Below are 16,646 nucleotides of genomic sequence, written 5' to 3' on the forward strand. Positions count from 1 at the left end.
ATTTCGTGTATTTCTTGCGGTCAAAAACACAAAGATGGACGAGATAACTATAAAGAAAACCCCAATCACAATTACAACCAAGTTGATCATGCCGCCACCTCATCCTTTTGGCCAGGAGCATAAGTCAACCGATCATACACCGCCCAGCACATCGCGAAGGAGCCAACAACCATACCTATTGAAGTTAACAAAACAAACAAAGAGTCAATATCTTTATATACTTCGGCAAGTAAAGAAAAAACGTACATTACTGCATAAAAAACAACCGCCAATACAGAAAGGCCAACGACCTGCTTTTTCCACACTGCCTCTTCAGTGTCGTTATACCTGATTTCTGCCAGAAGCGAGATATGCAAAACTATCCCTAGCGATATGACATCCGAAGCCGTGATCCACGGGATTTTTCCACCATTAACAAGCCCGGATGCGAGCAGCCGCATAAATATCGGCACCATGCCAAACAGAACGGTATAAATTAGCCATAGCACTTTCTTTTCGCTAAACAATTACCTTAACCCTCCCTAATTTCGAATCTGCCCTCACGTATCGAAAATACTAATAAACTATCCTAATTTTTCGGCCAGATCGTGCGGTGAAAGGTGCGTATAACGCTTGAGCATAGCAAGGGTCTTGTGGCCAGTGATACTCGCGACCTCCATCATGGTGAAACCGCGCTCAAAAAAACGACTTGTAGCCTCATGGCGAAGATCGTGAAGGCGCAGACCTTCAATCCCAGCAGCTTCGCAGGCTCGGGGGAAGTAGTTGCTGATCGTATTGAGAGCTAGGCTGAAGTACCGGCCACCACTGATCGGCGTGGGCAGCCCCTCAAGTAGCGCGATCGCCCGGGAAGACAGCGGAACAGCACGACGCTCACCATTCTTCGTGTCCTCAAGGTAGGCCACCTTGCCGCGCACCTGGTCGCGGCGCAGCAGCAGCAATTCCGATCTGCGCATGGCCGTCTCAACAGCCAGCTCAATGAATACCGGGAGCTGCGCATTCATCTGACCTGCAGTTTTGTAGAGAGCCTGGAGCTCCGCCGGTGTCGGCCGCCTATCCCTCTCCTTGCTGCCCCTCGGCATCCGGATAGCCCGGCACGGGTTGGTCAGACCTTCAATACCCCACTCCTTGGTGGCCACCGTATACAGGTGACTAATCACCGCCAAGTTAAGGCGAACAGTAGCAGTCGACTTCCCCTCCTCGAGCTCAGCATCTCGATACGCGGCCATATCGCTGGAGCGAATGGCGGCCAGGCCCTTGCTGGCCAGCTTGTGCTCCTTCCACTTCCTGATGCGGACCTCTTCCTGTTTGGCGCCTTTCTTGGTCGAGGTCACCTCGGACATATACCGGTCCAGGGCCTCGGAGAGCGTTGTGCTCTCGGCCTCGCGCATATCGACGAAGCGCGCACGCGACATATCGCCCTCGACCTCGGCAGCCCATCGTTGTGCTTCTGCCTTGGTGTCGAAGGTGGCGGAAAGGGTTGGGTATCCTTTGCGACGGATCTGGGCACGCCAGGCCTCGCCGCGCTTCTCGTAGTAGGCCATGGCGGAATGATATCGAACGTTTGGGGGAATATCACCCTCCCCCAATTCCCCCAAAATTCCCCCAAACGAAAAAAGCCCCGAGGGCTATACAGCGCTCGGGGCCTTTAATATGGCGGAGAGATAGGGATTTGAACCCTAGGTACTGTTGCCAGTACAACGGATTTCGAATCCGTCCCGTTCGACCACTCCGGCATCTCTCCAATGGCGCGCATCATACCAGCGATTTCGTTTCTGGCAAATCTTTTTTGAAAAAAATTCGCGTGGTATCAGGCGCTTGCGTGAACGCGCCGCTTACAGCGGCACGCCCAGGCGCTTGGCCACTTCTTCATAGGCTTCGATCACGTCGCCCAGGCCCTGGCGGAAGCGGTCCTTGTCCATCTTCTTGCGGGTCTCTTTGTCCCACAGGCGGCAGCCGTCCGGGCTGAACTCGTCGCCGAGGACGATCTGGCCGTGGAACACACCGAACTCCAGCTTGAAGTCGACCAGCAGCAGGCCTGCGTCGTCGAACAGCTTGCTCAGCACTTCGTTGACCTTCAGCGACAGTTTCTTCATCTCTGCCAGCTGCTCGGCAGTGCCCCAGCCGAAGGCAACAACGTGGGATTCGTTGATGAAGGGATCACCCTTCTCGTCGTTCTTCAAGAACAGCTCGAAGGTGGACGGCTCCAGCTTGATGCCCTCTTCCACGCCCAGACGCTTGACCAGGCTGCCGGCGGCGTAGTTGCGTACCACGCACTCGACCGGGATCATGTCGAGCTTCTTAACCAGGCATTCGTTGTCGCCCAGCAGCTTGTCGAACTGGGTCGGCACGCCGGCTTCTTCGAGCTTCTGCATGATGAAGGCATTGAACTTGTTGTTCACCATGCCCTTGCGATCGAGTTGTTCGATGCGCTTGCCGTCGAACGCCGAGGTGTCGTTACGGAACAGCAGGATCAAGCGGTCGGCGTCGTCGGTCTTGTAAACCGATTTGGCCTTGCCGCGGTAGAGTTCGTCGCGTTTTTCCATGATGGGCTCCGCTTGCTTGAGTAGGTGGGCTAGGCGATTTGGCGCCAGTCGAGCCCTTGATCCTGATTCGCCACCTGGAGCCAGTCCGGGTCGCACCCGAGGGCGTCGACGAAGCACTGGCGGGCCAGATGTGGCAGGTTGTTCTTGCTGCTGAGGTGGGCCAGCACCAGGTGCTGCAGGTTTTGCCAGCCCAACTCGGCCACCAGGCTCGCGGCCTGGTGGTTGTTCAAATGTCCCTGGCTGCCGCCGACCCGCAGCTTGAGAAAGCGCGGGTAATGCCCACGAGCCAGCAGGTCGCGGCAATGGTTGGCTTCGATCAGCAGGGCATCGAGCCCCTGATAGCGCTCCAACAACTGCGCGTCGTAACTGCCCAGGTCGGTGAGCATACCGAAGCGGCGGCGACCGTCGCTGATCACGTACTGCAACGGCTCGTAGGCATCATGCTCGACCCGTGCCGCGCTGACCTGCAGATCGCCGATCTGCACGACATCGCCGCAACCGAGAAAACCGGCCACCTCCACCGGCTTGCGCATGCCGCGCAAGGTGCCCTGGCTGAGGTAGACCGGTACATTGTAGCGCCGTGACAGCAACCCCACGCCATGCACGTGGTCGGCATGTTCATGGGTCACCAGCACCGCGCTCAGCTGCGTGGCCGACACCCCGAGCAGCGACAGGCGCCGCTCGGTCTCGCGCAGGGAAAAGCCGCAATCGACCAGGATGACCGTGTCACCACTGGCGATAAGCGTGCCGTTTCCCTGGCTACCGCTTCCCAGAACCGCGAAGCGCACTTAGCCCAGGTGGTCCTGGATCGCGCTCAGCACGCGGCGGGCGACATCGGCCGGTGCCACGGTGTTGATGTTCTTCTCGACGGTCACCTGGACGTTCTCACCCACCTTGCTCAGGCGTACCTGATAGCGCTCGGCGCGGGCTTCACGCTCTTCCTTGCTCGGCTCGCTGCCGAACAGGCGGCTGAAGAAGCCTGGCTCCTTTTGCTTGTCGTCGGGTTTTTCGGACAGGTTGATGTAGTACAGACCCAGGCTGCGGTTGATGTCTTCGACACGCCACTCGCCCTGTTCCAGGGCGCGACCGACGCCGGACCAGGCGCGGTCCAGGTCGGACCCCAGGAACAGCACCGGGTTGCCGCTGCCGTCCTCGCTCAGGCTGACCTGGCTCGGGGCATCGAAGTCGCGCGCGGCCAGCAGCGAGACCGACCCGCCCTTCTCGGCGCTGCGGTTCATGCTGGCGAGCATTTCGTCGACCAGCAGGGCGTCGGTGCCGGTATTGCTGGAGGCGGAGGGGAAGTCAGGCTCGGCAGTGCTGCCGGCTGGGCGCTCGACGCTGACCACGTACACCTCGGAAGTGTTGCGCTGCACGCCGGGCTCCATGCGTACCCGCACGCGGACTTCGCTGTCCGGGCTGCTGGAGGTGCTGGCCAGGCGCTGGCCGAGGGAGGCCGACAGCTCGTCGAAACGCTGCCAGGTGGTGTTGAATTCGCCGGTCTGCGGGCGCTCTTCAGCGATGCGGAAACCGTTGTCCTCAAAGAACTGGCGAGTCACCGGCCAGACTTCGGCGGGCGAGCGCTGGGCCAGCACCCAACGGCTGTTGCCGCTGCGCTGCAGGCTGAAATCGCTGATGTCGGCGGTGGCCGACAGCGGCTGTGGACGGGGTACCTCGAACTCGCCAGTGGCGCGATCGTCGGCCACGTTGCGCGGGATCGGCAGCAGCGGATCCAGGCGCTTGACGTTGCTGGCGTCCGGCGGCAGCTGCATCGGCGCGGTTGGCTGCGCCTGCAGGTAGTCGCTGCCACGGTCGCGGAAATAGCCATCCTCGCCCCACAGCCAGCCGCACCCGCTGGTGCTGGAAATGATCAGGGCGAGAGCGGAAAGACCAGCCAGTCGCTTCATGCGGTGTACTTCCTCGATTAAACCAGTACGCCGGACTGGCGCAAGGCAGTACGGACTTTTTCGTGACAGCCTTCGCTCAGCCAGGTCAGCGGCAGGCGGATACCTTGTTGCATCAGACCCATTTCAACCAGCGCCCATTTCACCGGGATCGGGTTGGCTTCGCAGAACAGGTCCTTGTGCAGCGGCATGAGTTTTTCGTTGATTGCGCGGGCCTTCTCGGCATTGCCCGCAAGGGCGGCCTCGCACAGGTCGGCCATTTCGCGCGGGGCGACGTTGGCGGTGACGGAGATGTTGCCCTTGCCGCCCATCAGGATCAGCTCGACGGCGGTCGGATCGTCGCCAGACAGGACGATGAAGTCCTTGTCGACGCCGTCCAGGATCTGTTTGGCACGGGCCAGGTCGCCAGTGGCTTCCTTGATGCCGATGATGTTCTTGACTTTCGACAGCCGGATCACGGTCTCGGCCTGCATGTCGCAGGAGGTGCGGCCGGGCACGTTGTACAGGATCTGCGGGATGTCGACGGCTTCGGCGATGTGCTTGAAATGCTGGAACAGGCCTTCCTGGGTCGGCTTGTTGTAGTACGGGACTACCAGCAGGCAGGCGTCGGCGCCAGCATTCTTGGCGTTCTGGGTCAGGTGCACGGCTTCGGCGGTGGAGTTGGCACCGGTACCGGCGATCACCGGGATCGGCTTCTTGCTGTGCTTGACCCGCTCAACCACGTGCTTGATGACCAGGATGTGTTCTTCGACATCCAGGGTGGCGGACTCGCCGGTGGTGCCGACAGCTACGATCGCGTGGGTGCCGTTTTCCAGGTGGAAGTCTACAAGTTTGTCGAGGCTTACCCAGTCCAGACGCCCTTGTGCATCCATGGGTGTGACCAACGCCACCATACTGCCCGCAATCATGTAATTGCTCCTGCCGGAAAAAGAGAGCGGTAATGGTACTGGCGCCATCGGCCTTGCACAAGCGAAGCAGGCGGGCGGAGCATTCCCCTTCGCGCCGCTTTTCGCTACCCTTGATCCTTTGATCGATACAGCGCGGCCCGTCGGGCCGTCGACAGTGCTCCTCGCCTGCGTCCACCGCCGCCTAAACCGGCCGGGGCCCTGCTGGAAAAGGAGGCTTGCCCCCGTCCTGTACCGACCGCTCATCGCTTTAGGAATGCTGCATGTCCACCCCCACCGTTCGCGAACAATTCCTCGTCATCAGCGCCCTGGGCCCCAACCCCATGGAGCTGGCCAACGTCCTCAGCCGCGCGGCCTTCGACAATCGCTGCGCGGTGGTCACCTCGCGCCTGTCGCGCCACGGCGAAACCAGCGCCCTGGTGCTGCAGGTCGGCGGCAGCTGGGATGCCCTGGCCCGCCTTGAGGCCACCCTGCCGGGCCTGGGCAAGAAGCACGGCCTGACGCTGGACGTGGTCCGCAGCGCCGACCAGGAGGTGCGCCCGCAGGCCCTGCCTTACGTGGCCTACGTCAGCGCCGCCTATCGCCCCGACATCATCAACGAGCTGTGCCAGTTCTTCCTCGACCACCGCGTCGAACTGGAAGCCATGACCTGCGACACCTACCTCGCCCCGCAGACCGGCAGCAGCATGCTCAACGCCCAGTTCACCGTGATCCTGCCAGCCGGCACCCAGATCAGCTGGCTGCGCGACCAGTTCCTCGACTTCGCCGACGCCCTGAACCTGGACGCGCTGATCGAACCGTGGCGCCCACAGAACCCTGTCTAAGGAAGCTCCCATGGCCGTAGCAATCGACCAACCCGTCGCCGATTTCCAGGTCCAGGCCACCAGCGGCCAGACCGTCAGCCTGGCTGAGCTGAAAGGCCAGCAAGTGGTGCTGTACTTCTACCCCAAGGACAGCACTCCGGGCTGCACCACCGAGGGCCAGGGTTTCCGCGACCAGCATGCGGCATTCCAGGCCGCCAACACCGTGGTGTTCGGCGTTTCGCGCGATGGCATCAAGTCGCATGAGAACTTCAAGGCCAAGCAGGCCTTCCCCTTCGAGCTGATCAGCGACAAGGACGAGGCGCTGTGCCAGCTGTTCGACGTGATCAAGCTGAAGAAGCTGTATGGCAAGGAGTACCTGGGCGTGGACCGCAGCACCTTCCTGATCGACAAGGACGGTGTTCTGCGCCAGGAATGGCGTGGGGTGAAGGTGCCCGGGCATGTGGATGCGGTACTGGCTGCGGCCGAGGCCTTGAACAAGGCCTGATACCGGATACCGTGGGAGCGGGCAAGCCCGCTCCCACGAGTAGCCCTAAAGCATCGGCGCCACAGACGTTTCCTGCCGCGGCCAGGCATCCAGCACCGCCTTGAACAGCGTCGCCAGCGGGATCGCGAAGAAGATCCCCCAGAACCCCCACAGCCCGCCGAACAGCAGCACCGCGCAGATGATCGCCACCGGGTGCAAGCTCACCGCCTCGGAAAACAGTAGCGGCACCAGCACGTTGCCATCGAGCGCCTGGATGATCGCGTACACCGCCATCAGGTAGATGAACTGGTCGCCCCAGCCCCACTGGAACAGCGCGATCAGGGTCACCGGCACCGTCACCACCACCGCGCCGACATACGGCACCACCACCGACAGCCCCACCAGCAGCGCCAGCAAGGCGGCATAGTTGAGCCCCAGGCTGATGAAGGCGATATAGGTGGCAATCCCGCAGATCAGGATCTCGATGCCCTTGCCGCGGATATAGTTGGCGATCTGCCGGTTCATCTCGTCGCCCACCCGGTTGAGCAACGTGCGCTCACGCGGCAGGTAGCCACTGACCCAGCGCCCGATCAGCTCGCGATCCTTGAGGAAGAAAAACACCAGGATCGGCACCAGTACCAGGTAGATCATGGCATTGACCAGCAACGGCAGGCTCGACAAGGAGAAGGTCAACGCCCACTGGCCGAACTTGCCGATTTCACCGCGCACCGACTCGATGGCGCGCAGCACCTGCTCGTCCGACACCAGGTGCGGGTAGCGTTCGGGCAACAGCAGCAATAGCGACTGCCACTTGCCGAGCATGCCGGGCAGCTCGTTGAACAAGGTGATCAGCTGATGCCAGAGCAGCGGCACCAGCACCAGCATGAACACCGCCAGCGCACCCATGAACAGCGCGAACACCAGCCATACGGCCAGCCGCGTCGGCACCTTCAAGCGCTCCAGGGCATTGACCAGCCCCTGCATGAGAAACGCCAGGACCATGCCCGCCAGCACCGGCGCGAGCATGCCGCCCAGGGTCAGCACCACGGTGAAGGCCAGGAACAGCAGGACCGCCAGCACCACCGCCTCCTCGTCGGAGAAGTAGCGCTGCATCCAGTCGCGAAGTACTTTGAACATTGACGATCCTAGGTTCTGTACGAAAAGCCTTGAGACACAGGTCAGGCAAGGCGAAAACAGCCGCGGAACGGCCGGGGTCGCGCCCGACTGTACTAGAGTACATGAGCATTCCGAGGCTGTTTTCAACGCAGCATGAACAAGTCTCAAGGCTTTTCGTATAGAGCCTAATGAAGGGAATCAGGCCTTGCGCAGCCAGTAGGTGTAGACCCCGGCCTCGGCCGTTTCATGCAGCAGCGTATGACCGGCCAACTGGGCGAACGTGCGGAAATCGCGCTGGGAACCGGCATCGGTGGCGAGCACCTTGAGCACCGCGCCGCTGGCCAGGCGATTGAGCTCCATCTTCGCCTTGAGCAGCGGCAATGGACAGTTGAGACCGCTGGCATCGAGCTCGGCGTCACAAGTCGGGGTGTCACTCATCGGGCAGCGCTCCAGAACCGCATGGGGAAGGCCGCTAGGATACCGCCACTGGTCGGCATCGCGCGACCCGGCTACAGTAAGGCTTTTGACCGACGCGAGCTTCTGCATGAATCTACTGCGCCCCACCCTGTTGACGCTGGCCTGCCTGATGGCCCTCCCCGGCCACGCCGACGACCTGCCGTCACTGGGCGACGCCAGCTCCGCGATCGTCTCGCCACAACAGGAACACCAGCTCGGCCGCGCCTGGCTGAGCCTGTTGCGCGGCCAGGTGAACCAGCTCAACGACCCGCAGCTCAAGGACTTCGTCGAGACCAGCGTGTACAAGCTGGCCGAGACCAGCCAGCTGCAGGACCGGCGCCTGGAGTTCATCCTTATCGACAGCAAGGAACTCAACGCCTTTGCCGCACCCGGTGGCATCGTCGGGGTCAACGGCGGCCTGTTCCTCAATGCCCAGACCGAAGGCGAGTACGCCTCGGTACTGGCCCACGAACTGGCGCACTTGTCGCAACGCCACTTCGCCCGGGGCGTCGAAGCCCAGCAACGCATGCAGCTGCCGATGATGGCAGCCTTGCTGGCCGGCATCGTGCTGGCGGCGGGCGGCGGCGGCGATGCCGGCATTGGCGTGATCGCCGGCACCCAGGCCGCGGCAATCCAGGAACAGCGGCGCTTTTCCCGGCAGAACGAACAGGAAGCCGACCGTTTCGGCATCCTCAACCTGGAAAAGGCCGGCTACGATCCACGCAACATGCCCAGCATGTTCGAACGCCTGGCCCGCCAGTACCGCTACGATGCCAAGCCGCCGGAATTCCTGCTGACCCACCCGGTCACCGAATCGCGTATCGCCGACACCCGCAACCGCGCCGAACAGGCGCCAAAGGGCGGCGTGGAAGACAGCCTGCGCTACCAGTTGATCCGCGCCCGCGTGCAGCTCACCTACGAAGGCACGCCGGGCATGGCCGCCAAGCGTTTCCGCGCCCAGCTCGACGAAACCCCGAACATGGATGCCGCCCGCTACGGCCTGGCCCTGGCGCAGATCAAGGGTGGCCAGCTCAACGAAGCGCGGGAAAACCTCAAGCCACTGCTGGCCAAGGCGCCCAACGACATCACCTACAACCTGGCACAGATCGATCTGGACATCACCAATAACCGCCTGGCCGACGCCCAGCAGCGCGCACAGCGCATGCAGGCGCTGTACCCAGGCAACTATCCGTTGAAACAGGTGCGCGCCGATCTGCTGGTCAAGCAGAACAAGCCGGCCGAAGCGGAAAAGGTGCTGGATGACTTGGTCAAGAACCGCCCGGACGATCCGGACGTCTGGTACGACGTGGCCGAAGTGCGCGGACTGTCAGGCAACACCATCGGTCTGCACCGCGCCCGCGCCGAATACTTCACCCTGGTCGGCGACTTCGACCAGGCGATCCAGCAGCTCGACTACGCCAAGCGCCGCTCGGGCAGCAACTTCCCGCTGGCTTCGCAGATCGACCAGCGCCAGCGCGAGATCATGGAGCAGCAGCGCATGGTCAAGGAAATGATGGGGCGCTGATACACAGCCAGAAAAAATCGCGGGGCAAGTCGGGTCGCCGCATCGCCGCTCCCACGCCAGGTATCACCGTGGCGTGGGAGCGGCGATGCGGCGACCCGCGACTTGCCCCGCGATGGTTTGTGCAACCAGTCAGGCGTTACCGGACAACTTCAAACGCGCCGCCTGGGTGAAGTCGAGCATGCGGTTCAACGGCTTGATCGCCTTGGGGATCAGCGCCGGCTCGACGAAGATCTCGTTGCTGCCATTGCGCAGGCAGTCCAGCACCCGCTCCAGGGTGTTCATGGCCATCCACGGGCAGTGCGCGCAGCTGCGGCAGGCCGCGCCGTTGCCAGCGGTCGGCGCCTCGACGAATTCCTTGTCCGGGCACAGCTGCTGCATCTTGTAGAAGATGCCGCGGTCGGTGGCGACGATGAAGGTCTTGTTCGGCAAGGTCTGCGCCGCCTTGATCAGCTGGCTGGTGGAGCCTACCGCGTCGGCCAGCTCGATCACCGCTTCCGGCGACTCCGGATGCACCAGGATCGCGGCGTCCGGGTACAGCGCCTTCATGTCGGCCAACTGGCGCGACTTGAACTCTTCATGAACGATGCAGGCGCCATCCCACAGCAGCATGTCGGCACCGGTCTGCTTCTGGATGTAGCGGCCGAGGTGTTGGTCCGGCCCCCAGATGATGGTCTCGCCGTTGTCCATCAGGCTTTCGACGATTTCCAGCGCGCAGCTGGAGGTCACCACCCAGTCGGCCCGGGCTTTAACTGCCGCGGAAGTGTTGGCGTAGACCACCACGGTGCGCTCGGGATGCTGGTCGCAGAAGTCCGAGAACTCCTTGACCGGGCAACCCAGGTCGAGGGAGCAGGTCGCTTCCAGGGTCGGCATCAGCACGCGCTTTTCCGGGGTGAGGATCTTCGCCGTCTCGCCCATGAAGCGCACCCCCGCCACCACCACAGTCTCGGCGGGGTGATTCTTGCCGAAGCGCGCCATCTCCAGCGAGTCAGACACGCAGCCGCCGGTTTCCTCGGCCAGGGCCTGGATCACCGGATCGCAATAGTAGTGGGCCACCAGCACGGCGTTCTGCTTCTTCAGCTCGGCAGCGATGGCCGCACGGTAATCGGCCTCCTGCGCGGGCGTCAGCGGGTTGGGCTGCTTGGCATCAAGGTGCGCCTGGACCAACAGGCGTTCGGAAATCTGGGTCATGATCGCTGGACCTGCAGGGCGCTTGAGCGCGTCAGTCGAGTGTATCACCCGGCCCTGGCAGATCGGCTAGCGGTGCCGGACGGCCAGCGTCTCGGCCCCTCTGCGGGCGCGGATTATTGTCGGACGCGAAGGCTACAGGCAATCGGAAGGATGCAAAAGGGGTTTTTGCAGCCCTCCGTCGCGGGGTAAGTCGGGTCGCCGCATCGCCGCTCCCACGATGATGGGAGCGGGTCTGCCCGAGAGGTCAGCCCTGCGGCTGCAACGCCGCCAGGTGGCCGCTGATCAGCATGGCGAACTCTTCGACGGTCATCTTCTTGCCATTGAAGTCGACCATGCCATCAGCGTATTGCAGGCTCGATACCACATCAGTGCCTTCTACCGTGGCCATGCCGCTCTGCAATGCCATCATGCCGACCATTTCACCGGCCTGACTGGACTGCTGGGCGATGGCCTGGGCGTCGGTCTCGCCCTCAAGCAGGGCTTGCAATGTGGTCAGGTCGGCGACCATCGGCTTTGAAACGCTGAGCTTGGCCTTCAGCTGGGTCAACAGCTGCTTGCCGAGCTGGTCAGGGGGCAGGTCGAAGGAGCTGGGGCTGGCGAAGTCCATTGCCAGGTTGAAGTGGCTTTCGCCATTGGCGGTCTTGAATGCCAGCTTCTCCACGGCCACCTGGGGTTTGGCCACCAGCAACCGCTGCAGGTCGGCCTGGACCTTGGCCTGTTCCTCGGGGGTCATTTCCAGCGACGGGGCCTCGCCCTCGGCCGCCGCCTGCTGCATCTGCGGCAGCTGGGTCTGGTACCACTCCATCAGCGCCTGCATGGCCGCGATGTCGATGGACTTCATGGTCAGGACCATTTCTGCGCTGCCGACCTTGCGCCCGGCGTAGCTGATGTCGGCAACCTTGTATTCCAGGCGCCCGGCCAGCTTGTCCTTGGCCTCGCCCTCGGCGTTGTACAGGTTGTTCTGCTGCAGGCCCTTGAGCACCAGCACTTCCTGCTTCGGCCCGAAGGTCACCTGGGTGTCGGCCAGGGCCAGGTCGAAGTTGCCGACATAGACCATGTCGTGGGCGGTTTCGTGGAGCTTGCCACCGGCCTTGAAGCCGTTGAGCAGGATCTTCACCGGCGCCTGTTGCTCATCGACGAAATTCAACTCCAGGTGCTCGGCATTGCCGTGGATCTCCACCGCCTTGCCGTCGCGGTCTCCGCGCAGTTGCAGTTGCAGGCCGGAGAAGTCCAGGACGTTGCCGTCGTCTTCCTTGAGCGTCACCGGCGCCAGGCGGATATCGCTGTCGACGCTGCCGTTGTAGCCGAGGCTGACCTGGGCGGTGACCGGTGCCTTGTCGCCAGCGGCAGTGAACCAGCCCTCGGTGAAGTCATCCTTGTCCAAAGCGCTGTTGCTGGTGGCCATGACCGGCATCAGCTTGAACGCCTTGACCCGCGACCAGGGGAACGGGCCGTGCTCGATCTGGTCGGTCACGCCAACCTGGAAGTTCAGCGCCTCGGCCTCCCCGAGCTGCACGTTCTCGGCCTTCAGACGGTAGTGCGCGGTGCTGGTGAAGAAGTGCTGGTCCAGCGAGACCAACTCGATGGTCATGCTGCCGCCGTTGCCTGCTAGGGCCTTCTTCAGCTCTTCGTTGCCGCGCGCCACGGAGCGTTCCAGCTCCGCGGGCAGTTGCTTGCCGGTGTACCAGGCGCCAGCGGTGGTTGCGACGGCGATGGCGAGCGCCAGGCCGGAAAGGATGCCTACTGATTTCTTCATGAATAGAACCGATTGCTGTCCATAGGGAGGGCGATTGGGCGGACCACGGAAACGAGGGCACGCGGGGTGGCAAGAATACCATCGGCACCCGGCCGGCGCGGTAATGCTTGCTGGATTTCGTTTGTCGGCACCCCAAGGACAGCCTGCCTTGGCCAAAAGAAATGTAAATTTTTACGAACATCAAAATCGACTTACGATCCGCTCAATCGGCCAATAACAGTGCATAACGGCCAAAAAAACCGATTCCCCTTCCATCCAACTGACTACCTGTCATGTTTAACTTGACACCCAAACGACCATCGTTGTTTATTTCGCGCACCCTGCAGCTCCAACATAAAAGGTGAACAACATGGAGCCCATCCGCTCGACCTTGTCGTGCCCGTCACTCGCCGTGCCCGTTGTTTCGACACAGGAGCAGCGCCCGCATGCAGCCTGATCACAGCGCTCCCGGCGATGCCCAGTTCCGCAAGTCCCTGCGCCTTTGGCACGTGGTGATCATCGGCCTGGCCTACCTCACCCCGATGACCGTGTTCGACACCTTCGGCATCGTCTCTGGCATCACTGCCGGGCATGTGCCCAGCGCCTACATCCTGGCCCTGGCCGGCATCCTGTTCACCGCCGTGAGCTATGGCACCCTGGTGCGACGCTTCCCGCAGTCGGGCTCGGCGTACACCTACACCCAGCGCGCCATCAATCCACACGTGGGCTTCCTGGTCGGCTGGTCGTCGCTGCTGGACTACCTGCTGCTGCCCATGGTCAATGCACTGCTGGCCAAGCTCTACCTGTCGGCAATGTTCCCCGAAGTGCCGGCCTGGGCGTGGGTGGCCGGCTTCGTCACCCTGATCAGCCTGATCAACATGCGCAGCATCAACCTGGTGGCGCACTTCAACCTGCTGTTCGTCGCCGTGCAGGTGGCGATCATTTCGGTATTCATCTACCTCTGCTGGCGCGGCCTGGGCCATGGCGAAGGCCTGGGCACGGCCTGGAGCCTGGTACCGTTCGCCGATGACCAGACCCAGTTCGCCGCCCTCGCCGCCGGTGCGACCATCCTGTGCTTCTCGTTCCTGGGCTTCGATGCAGTGACCTGCCTGTCGGAGGAAACCCGCGACCCGGGCAAGACCATCCCCCGGGCGATCTTCCTCACGGCGCTGATCGGCGGCGTGGTGTTCATCGGCGTGTCCTACTTCATCCAGGCCTACTTCCCGACCATGCAGCGCTTCCACGACCAGGAAGCGGCCCTGCCGGAAATCGCCCTGTACGTCGGCGGCAAGCTGTTCCAATCGGTATTCATCGCCTGCACCGTGATCAACACCATCGCCTCGGGCCTGGCCTCGCAGACCAGCGTGTCGCGCCTGCTGTACGTGATGGGCCGCGACAACGTGATCCCGGCCGGGGTGTTCGCCCGCCTGCACCCGCGCTACAAGACCCCAGTGCTGAACATTGCGGTGGTCGGCCTGATTTCGCTGTCGGCGATCTTCTTCGACCTGGTCACCGCCACCTCGGTGATCAACTTCGGCGCGCTGGTGGCGTTCAGCTTCGTCAACCTCTCGGTGATCAACCACTGCTATATCCGTGAGAGGCAGAACAAGGGCCTGACGAACAACCTCAAGTATCTGGTGGCGCCGACGATAGGCTTCTGCATCATCGTCTCGCTGTGGCTGGACCTGAACGAACACTCCTTGCTGTTCGGCGGTGTCTGGGCCCTGCTTGGCGTGCTCTACCTGGCCTGGCTGACGAAGGCCTTCAGGGTTGCGCCACCGAACTGCATCGCCGAATGACCCCATCGACGCCCGCCTGACCGCGGGCGTTGTGTTTGCCCGAGAAGGAAAAGCCCATGTCGCAGCGAAGTCTGTCCATCCAGTGGAAGATCACCCTGCTCGCCGGCCTGTGCCTGCTGGCCATCGTCGCCCTGCTGGTGACTACCTCGCTTACCCAGGCGCGGCGCAGCGCAGCGCAGGTGTTCCAGGCCAATACCGAACTGCTCGACCACAGTGCCCGCCTGCGCTTGCAGGCCCACGGCGAAGCCCAGGCCCTGCGTATCCAGCGCTACTTCATGGATGCCTACCAGTACGGCAACGGCTTCGCAAGGCTGGTGCAGGCACTCAAAGCTCGCGGCGGTGACGACCTGCGTGCCGAACTCAGCCGCGAGGCTCGCGCCACCCTGGCCGGCAACACCGACCTGATCGGCCTGTATCTGGTGTTCCAACCCAACGCCCTGGACCAGCAAGATGCGCGCTTCGTTGACCAGGCCGAGAATGGCAGCAATGACAGCGGCCGCTTTTCGCTGTACTGGTCGCAGCCGGGCAGTGGCGCCCTGGAGGTGGAGACCATGCCCGAATCGATGCTCGCCGACACCAGCATCGGCGCCAATGGCTCGCCTTACAACCGGTGGCTGACCTGCCCTCTGGAGACGGCAAAGGCCTGCGTACTGGACCCGTATTTCGATGAAGTCAACGGTCATCAGGTACTGATGACGAGCATCGCCCTGCCGTTGCTGGACAACGGCAAGGTGGTGGGTGTGGTCGGCCTGGATATCGGCCTGGACAACCTGCAGCAACTAAGCCTGGCGGGTCGCCAGGAGCTGTTCGACGGCCAGGGCCAGGTCAGTATCATCAGCCCCGCAGGGCTGCTGGCCGGCCACAGCCAGGATGCCGGCCAGTTGAGCAAGACGGTACAGCAAGCGTTCGGCGCCAGCGCCATCGCCCTGGCAGCGCCGCTGCGCGCCGGCCAGGCTGTCGAGCGGCTGGACCAAGGCACCATGCGCATTTCCCGGCCCTTCACGCCAATTCCCGGCGCGGCACCTTGGCAAGTACTGCTCGAATTGCCCGAACAGGTGCTGCAAGCGCCTGCGGTCACTCTCAACCAGCGCCTGGATAGCCAGAACCAGCAGGCCAACTTCGTCAGCCTGCTGATAGGAATGGTTGCGGCCGTGCTGGGCCTGTTGCTGGTGTGGCTTACCGCCCGCGGCGTAACTCGGCCGATCCTGGCCGTGGCTGCCCGCCTGCAGGACATCGCCAGCGGCGAAGGCGACCTGACCCGACGCCTGGAGTACGCCCGCGATGACGAACTGGGCCAGCTCACCGGTTGGTTCAACCGTTTCCTCGACAAGCTCCAGCCGGTGATCGCCCAGCTCAAGGCCTCCCTGCATGAGGCCCGCGGCACGGCAGACCAATCGGCGCTGATCGCCAGTCAGACCAGCGATGGCATGCAGCAACAGCACCGCGAGATCGAGCAGGTAGCTACCGCCGCCAACGAGATGAGCGCTACCGCCCACGACGTCGCCCACAATGCCGCCCAGGCGGCACAAGCCGCGCGCGGCGCCGACCAGGCGACCCGCGACGGCCTGGCGCGAGTGACCGCCACCCGCGAGGCGATCGGCCAGCTGGCGGGCGGCATGGACGCGGCCATGGACGAGGCGCGTGCCTTGGCAAGCCGCGGTGAGCAGATCGGTTCGGTGCTTGAGGTAATCCGTGCCATTGCCGAGCAGACCAACCTGCTGGCACTCAATGCCGCCATCGAGGCTGCCCGCGCCGGTGAGGCTGGGCGTGGTTTCGCAGTGGTCGCCGACGAGGTGCGCAACCTGGCTCAGCGTACGCAGGTATCGGTAGAGGAGATCCGCCAGGTGATCGAGGGACTGCAGCAAGGCACACAGGACGTGGTCGGTGCCATGCATGCCGGCCAGCGCCAGGCTCAGGACAGCGCGGCGCAGATGGAGCAGACCTTGCCGGCGCTGCAACGCATCGGCGAGGCGGTGACGGTGATCACCGACATGAACCTGCAGATCGCCTCGGCGGCCGAGGAACAGAGTGCCGTGGCTGAAGAAGTCAATCGCAACGTGGCGGGGATTCGCGATGTGACCGAGGCGTTGTCTGGACAGGCCGACGAATCAGCACGAATCAGCCAAGCGCTGAACCGCTTGGCCAACCAGCAGCAAGTCTTGATGGAGCAGTTCCGGGTATAGCGCTGTGT

The 16,646-nt window shown here is 62.8% G+C and carries 14 protein-coding genes, 1 tRNA gene and 2 pseudogenes; 6 read left to right on the forward strand and 11 right to left on the reverse strand.

What is annotated here, in order from left to right; genetic code table 11:
* Window positions 1-86: 86 nt before the first annotated feature.
* The 7 genes from BMY03_RS01510 to dapA form a co-directional block, all read right to left on the reverse strand.
* Window positions 87-506 (reverse strand): hypothetical protein, encoded by a 420-nt coding sequence (locus tag BMY03_RS01510; protein WP_143067511.1) that lies wholly within the window; start codon window positions 504-506, stop codon window positions 87-89.
* A gap of 57 nt (window positions 507-563) precedes the next feature.
* Entirely contained in the window at window positions 564-1,541 is a 978-nt protein-coding gene (locus tag BMY03_RS01515; RefSeq protein WP_094010076.1) for a site-specific integrase, read from the reverse strand.
* Between the two features lie 110 nt (window positions 1,542-1,651).
* Window positions 1,652-1,741: transfer RNA gene (locus tag BMY03_RS01520), tRNA-Ser, on the reverse strand.
* Between the two features lie 91 nt (window positions 1,742-1,832).
* On the reverse strand, window positions 1,833-2,543 hold the full coding sequence (gene purC / locus BMY03_RS01525) for a phosphoribosylaminoimidazolesuccinocarboxamide synthase (protein WP_004375217.1): 711 nt from the start codon (window positions 2,541-2,543) through the stop codon (window positions 1,833-1,835).
* 29 nt (window positions 2,544-2,572) lie between these two features.
* Complete coding sequence (locus BMY03_RS01530; RefSeq protein WP_023630556.1) at window positions 2,573-3,331, reverse strand: MBL fold metallo-hydrolase; 759 nt, start codon at window positions 3,329-3,331, stop codon at window positions 2,573-2,575.
* Complete coding sequence (gene bamC, locus BMY03_RS01535) at window positions 3,332-4,447, reverse strand: outer membrane protein assembly factor BamC (RefSeq protein ID WP_028692996.1); 1,116 nt, start codon at window positions 4,445-4,447, stop codon at window positions 3,332-3,334.
* Window positions 4,448-4,464: 17 nt separating this feature from the next.
* A complete protein-coding gene (dapA, locus tag BMY03_RS01540) occupies window positions 4,465-5,352 on the reverse strand; it encodes a 4-hydroxy-tetrahydrodipicolinate synthase (protein WP_094010077.1) in 888 nt (295 codons plus the stop codon).
* Between the two features lie 260 nt (window positions 5,353-5,612).
* Between dapA and BMY03_RS01545 the strand changes: the two genes are divergently transcribed.
* Together BMY03_RS01545 and BMY03_RS01550 are read left to right on the forward strand one after the other, a co-directional pair.
* A complete protein-coding gene (locus BMY03_RS01545) occupies window positions 5,613-6,173 on the forward strand; it encodes a glycine cleavage system transcriptional repressor (protein ID WP_038705592.1) in 561 nt (186 codons plus the stop codon).
* Window positions 6,174-6,183: 10 nt separating this feature from the next.
* Window positions 6,184-6,657 carry a peroxiredoxin gene (locus tag BMY03_RS01550; RefSeq protein WP_023630922.1) on the forward strand — a complete coding sequence of 158 codons (474 nt, stop codon included), beginning with the start codon at window positions 6,184-6,186 and terminating at the stop codon, window positions 6,655-6,657.
* Window positions 6,658-6,702: 45 nt separating this feature from the next.
* Here the strand turns inward: BMY03_RS01550 and BMY03_RS01555 are convergent, their stop codons facing one another.
* Both BMY03_RS01555 and BMY03_RS01560 read right to left on the reverse strand, forming a co-directional pair.
* The gene (locus tag BMY03_RS01555; protein ID WP_023630921.1) at window positions 6,703-7,773 is read right to left on the reverse strand and encodes an AI-2E family transporter; all 1,071 of its coding nucleotides are present in this window, start codon (window positions 7,771-7,773) and stop codon (window positions 6,703-6,705) included.
* A gap of 177 nt (window positions 7,774-7,950) precedes the next feature.
* On the reverse strand, window positions 7,951-8,190 hold the full coding sequence (locus tag BMY03_RS01560) for a sulfurtransferase TusA family protein (RefSeq protein WP_023630920.1): 240 nt from the start codon (window positions 8,188-8,190) through the stop codon (window positions 7,951-7,953).
* A gap of 106 nt (window positions 8,191-8,296) precedes the next feature.
* Here BMY03_RS01560 and BMY03_RS01565 point away from each other — a divergent pair, with 106 nt between their 5' ends.
* A complete protein-coding gene (locus tag BMY03_RS01565) occupies window positions 8,297-9,733 on the forward strand; it encodes a M48 family metalloprotease (protein ID WP_038705591.1) in 1,437 nt (478 codons plus the stop codon).
* A gap of 129 nt (window positions 9,734-9,862) precedes the next feature.
* Here the strand turns inward: BMY03_RS01565 and nadA are convergent, their stop codons facing one another.
* Window positions 9,863-10,921: a quinolinate synthase NadA gene (gene nadA / locus BMY03_RS01570; RefSeq protein ID WP_046856750.1), complete on the reverse strand. Its 1,059-nt coding sequence runs from the start codon at window positions 10,919-10,921 to the stop codon at window positions 9,863-9,865.
* Between the two features lie 244 nt (window positions 10,922-11,165).
* The gene (locus BMY03_RS01575; RefSeq protein WP_094010078.1) at window positions 11,166-12,677 is read right to left on the reverse strand and encodes a YdgA family protein; all 1,512 of its coding nucleotides are present in this window, start codon (window positions 12,675-12,677) and stop codon (window positions 11,166-11,168) included.
* A gap of 425 nt (window positions 12,678-13,102) precedes the next feature.
* On the opposite strand from BMY03_RS01575, the gene BMY03_RS01580 reads away from it, so the two are divergent.
* The 3 genes and pseudogenes from BMY03_RS01580 to BMY03_RS26850 all read left to right on the forward strand — a co-directional run.
* Window positions 13,103-14,455, forward strand: coding sequence for an APC family permease (locus BMY03_RS01580; protein WP_094010079.1), 1,353 nt, complete (start codon window positions 13,103-13,105; stop codon window positions 14,453-14,455).
* A gap of 275 nt (window positions 14,456-14,730) precedes the next feature.
* Window positions 14,731-15,780 (forward strand): annotated as a pseudogene (locus BMY03_RS26845) (methyl-accepting chemotaxis protein); the annotation flags it as partial.
* Window positions 15,781-16,128: 348 nt separating this feature from the next.
* A pseudogene (locus BMY03_RS26850) lies at window positions 16,129-16,638 on the forward strand (methyl-accepting chemotaxis protein); the annotation flags it as partial.
* Between the last annotated feature and the right edge of the window lie 8 nt (window positions 16,639-16,646).

It is taken from the genome of Pseudomonas soli (genome assembly GCF_900110655.1).
Classification (GTDB): domain Bacteria; phylum Pseudomonadota; class Gammaproteobacteria; order Pseudomonadales; family Pseudomonadaceae; genus Aquipseudomonas; species Aquipseudomonas soli.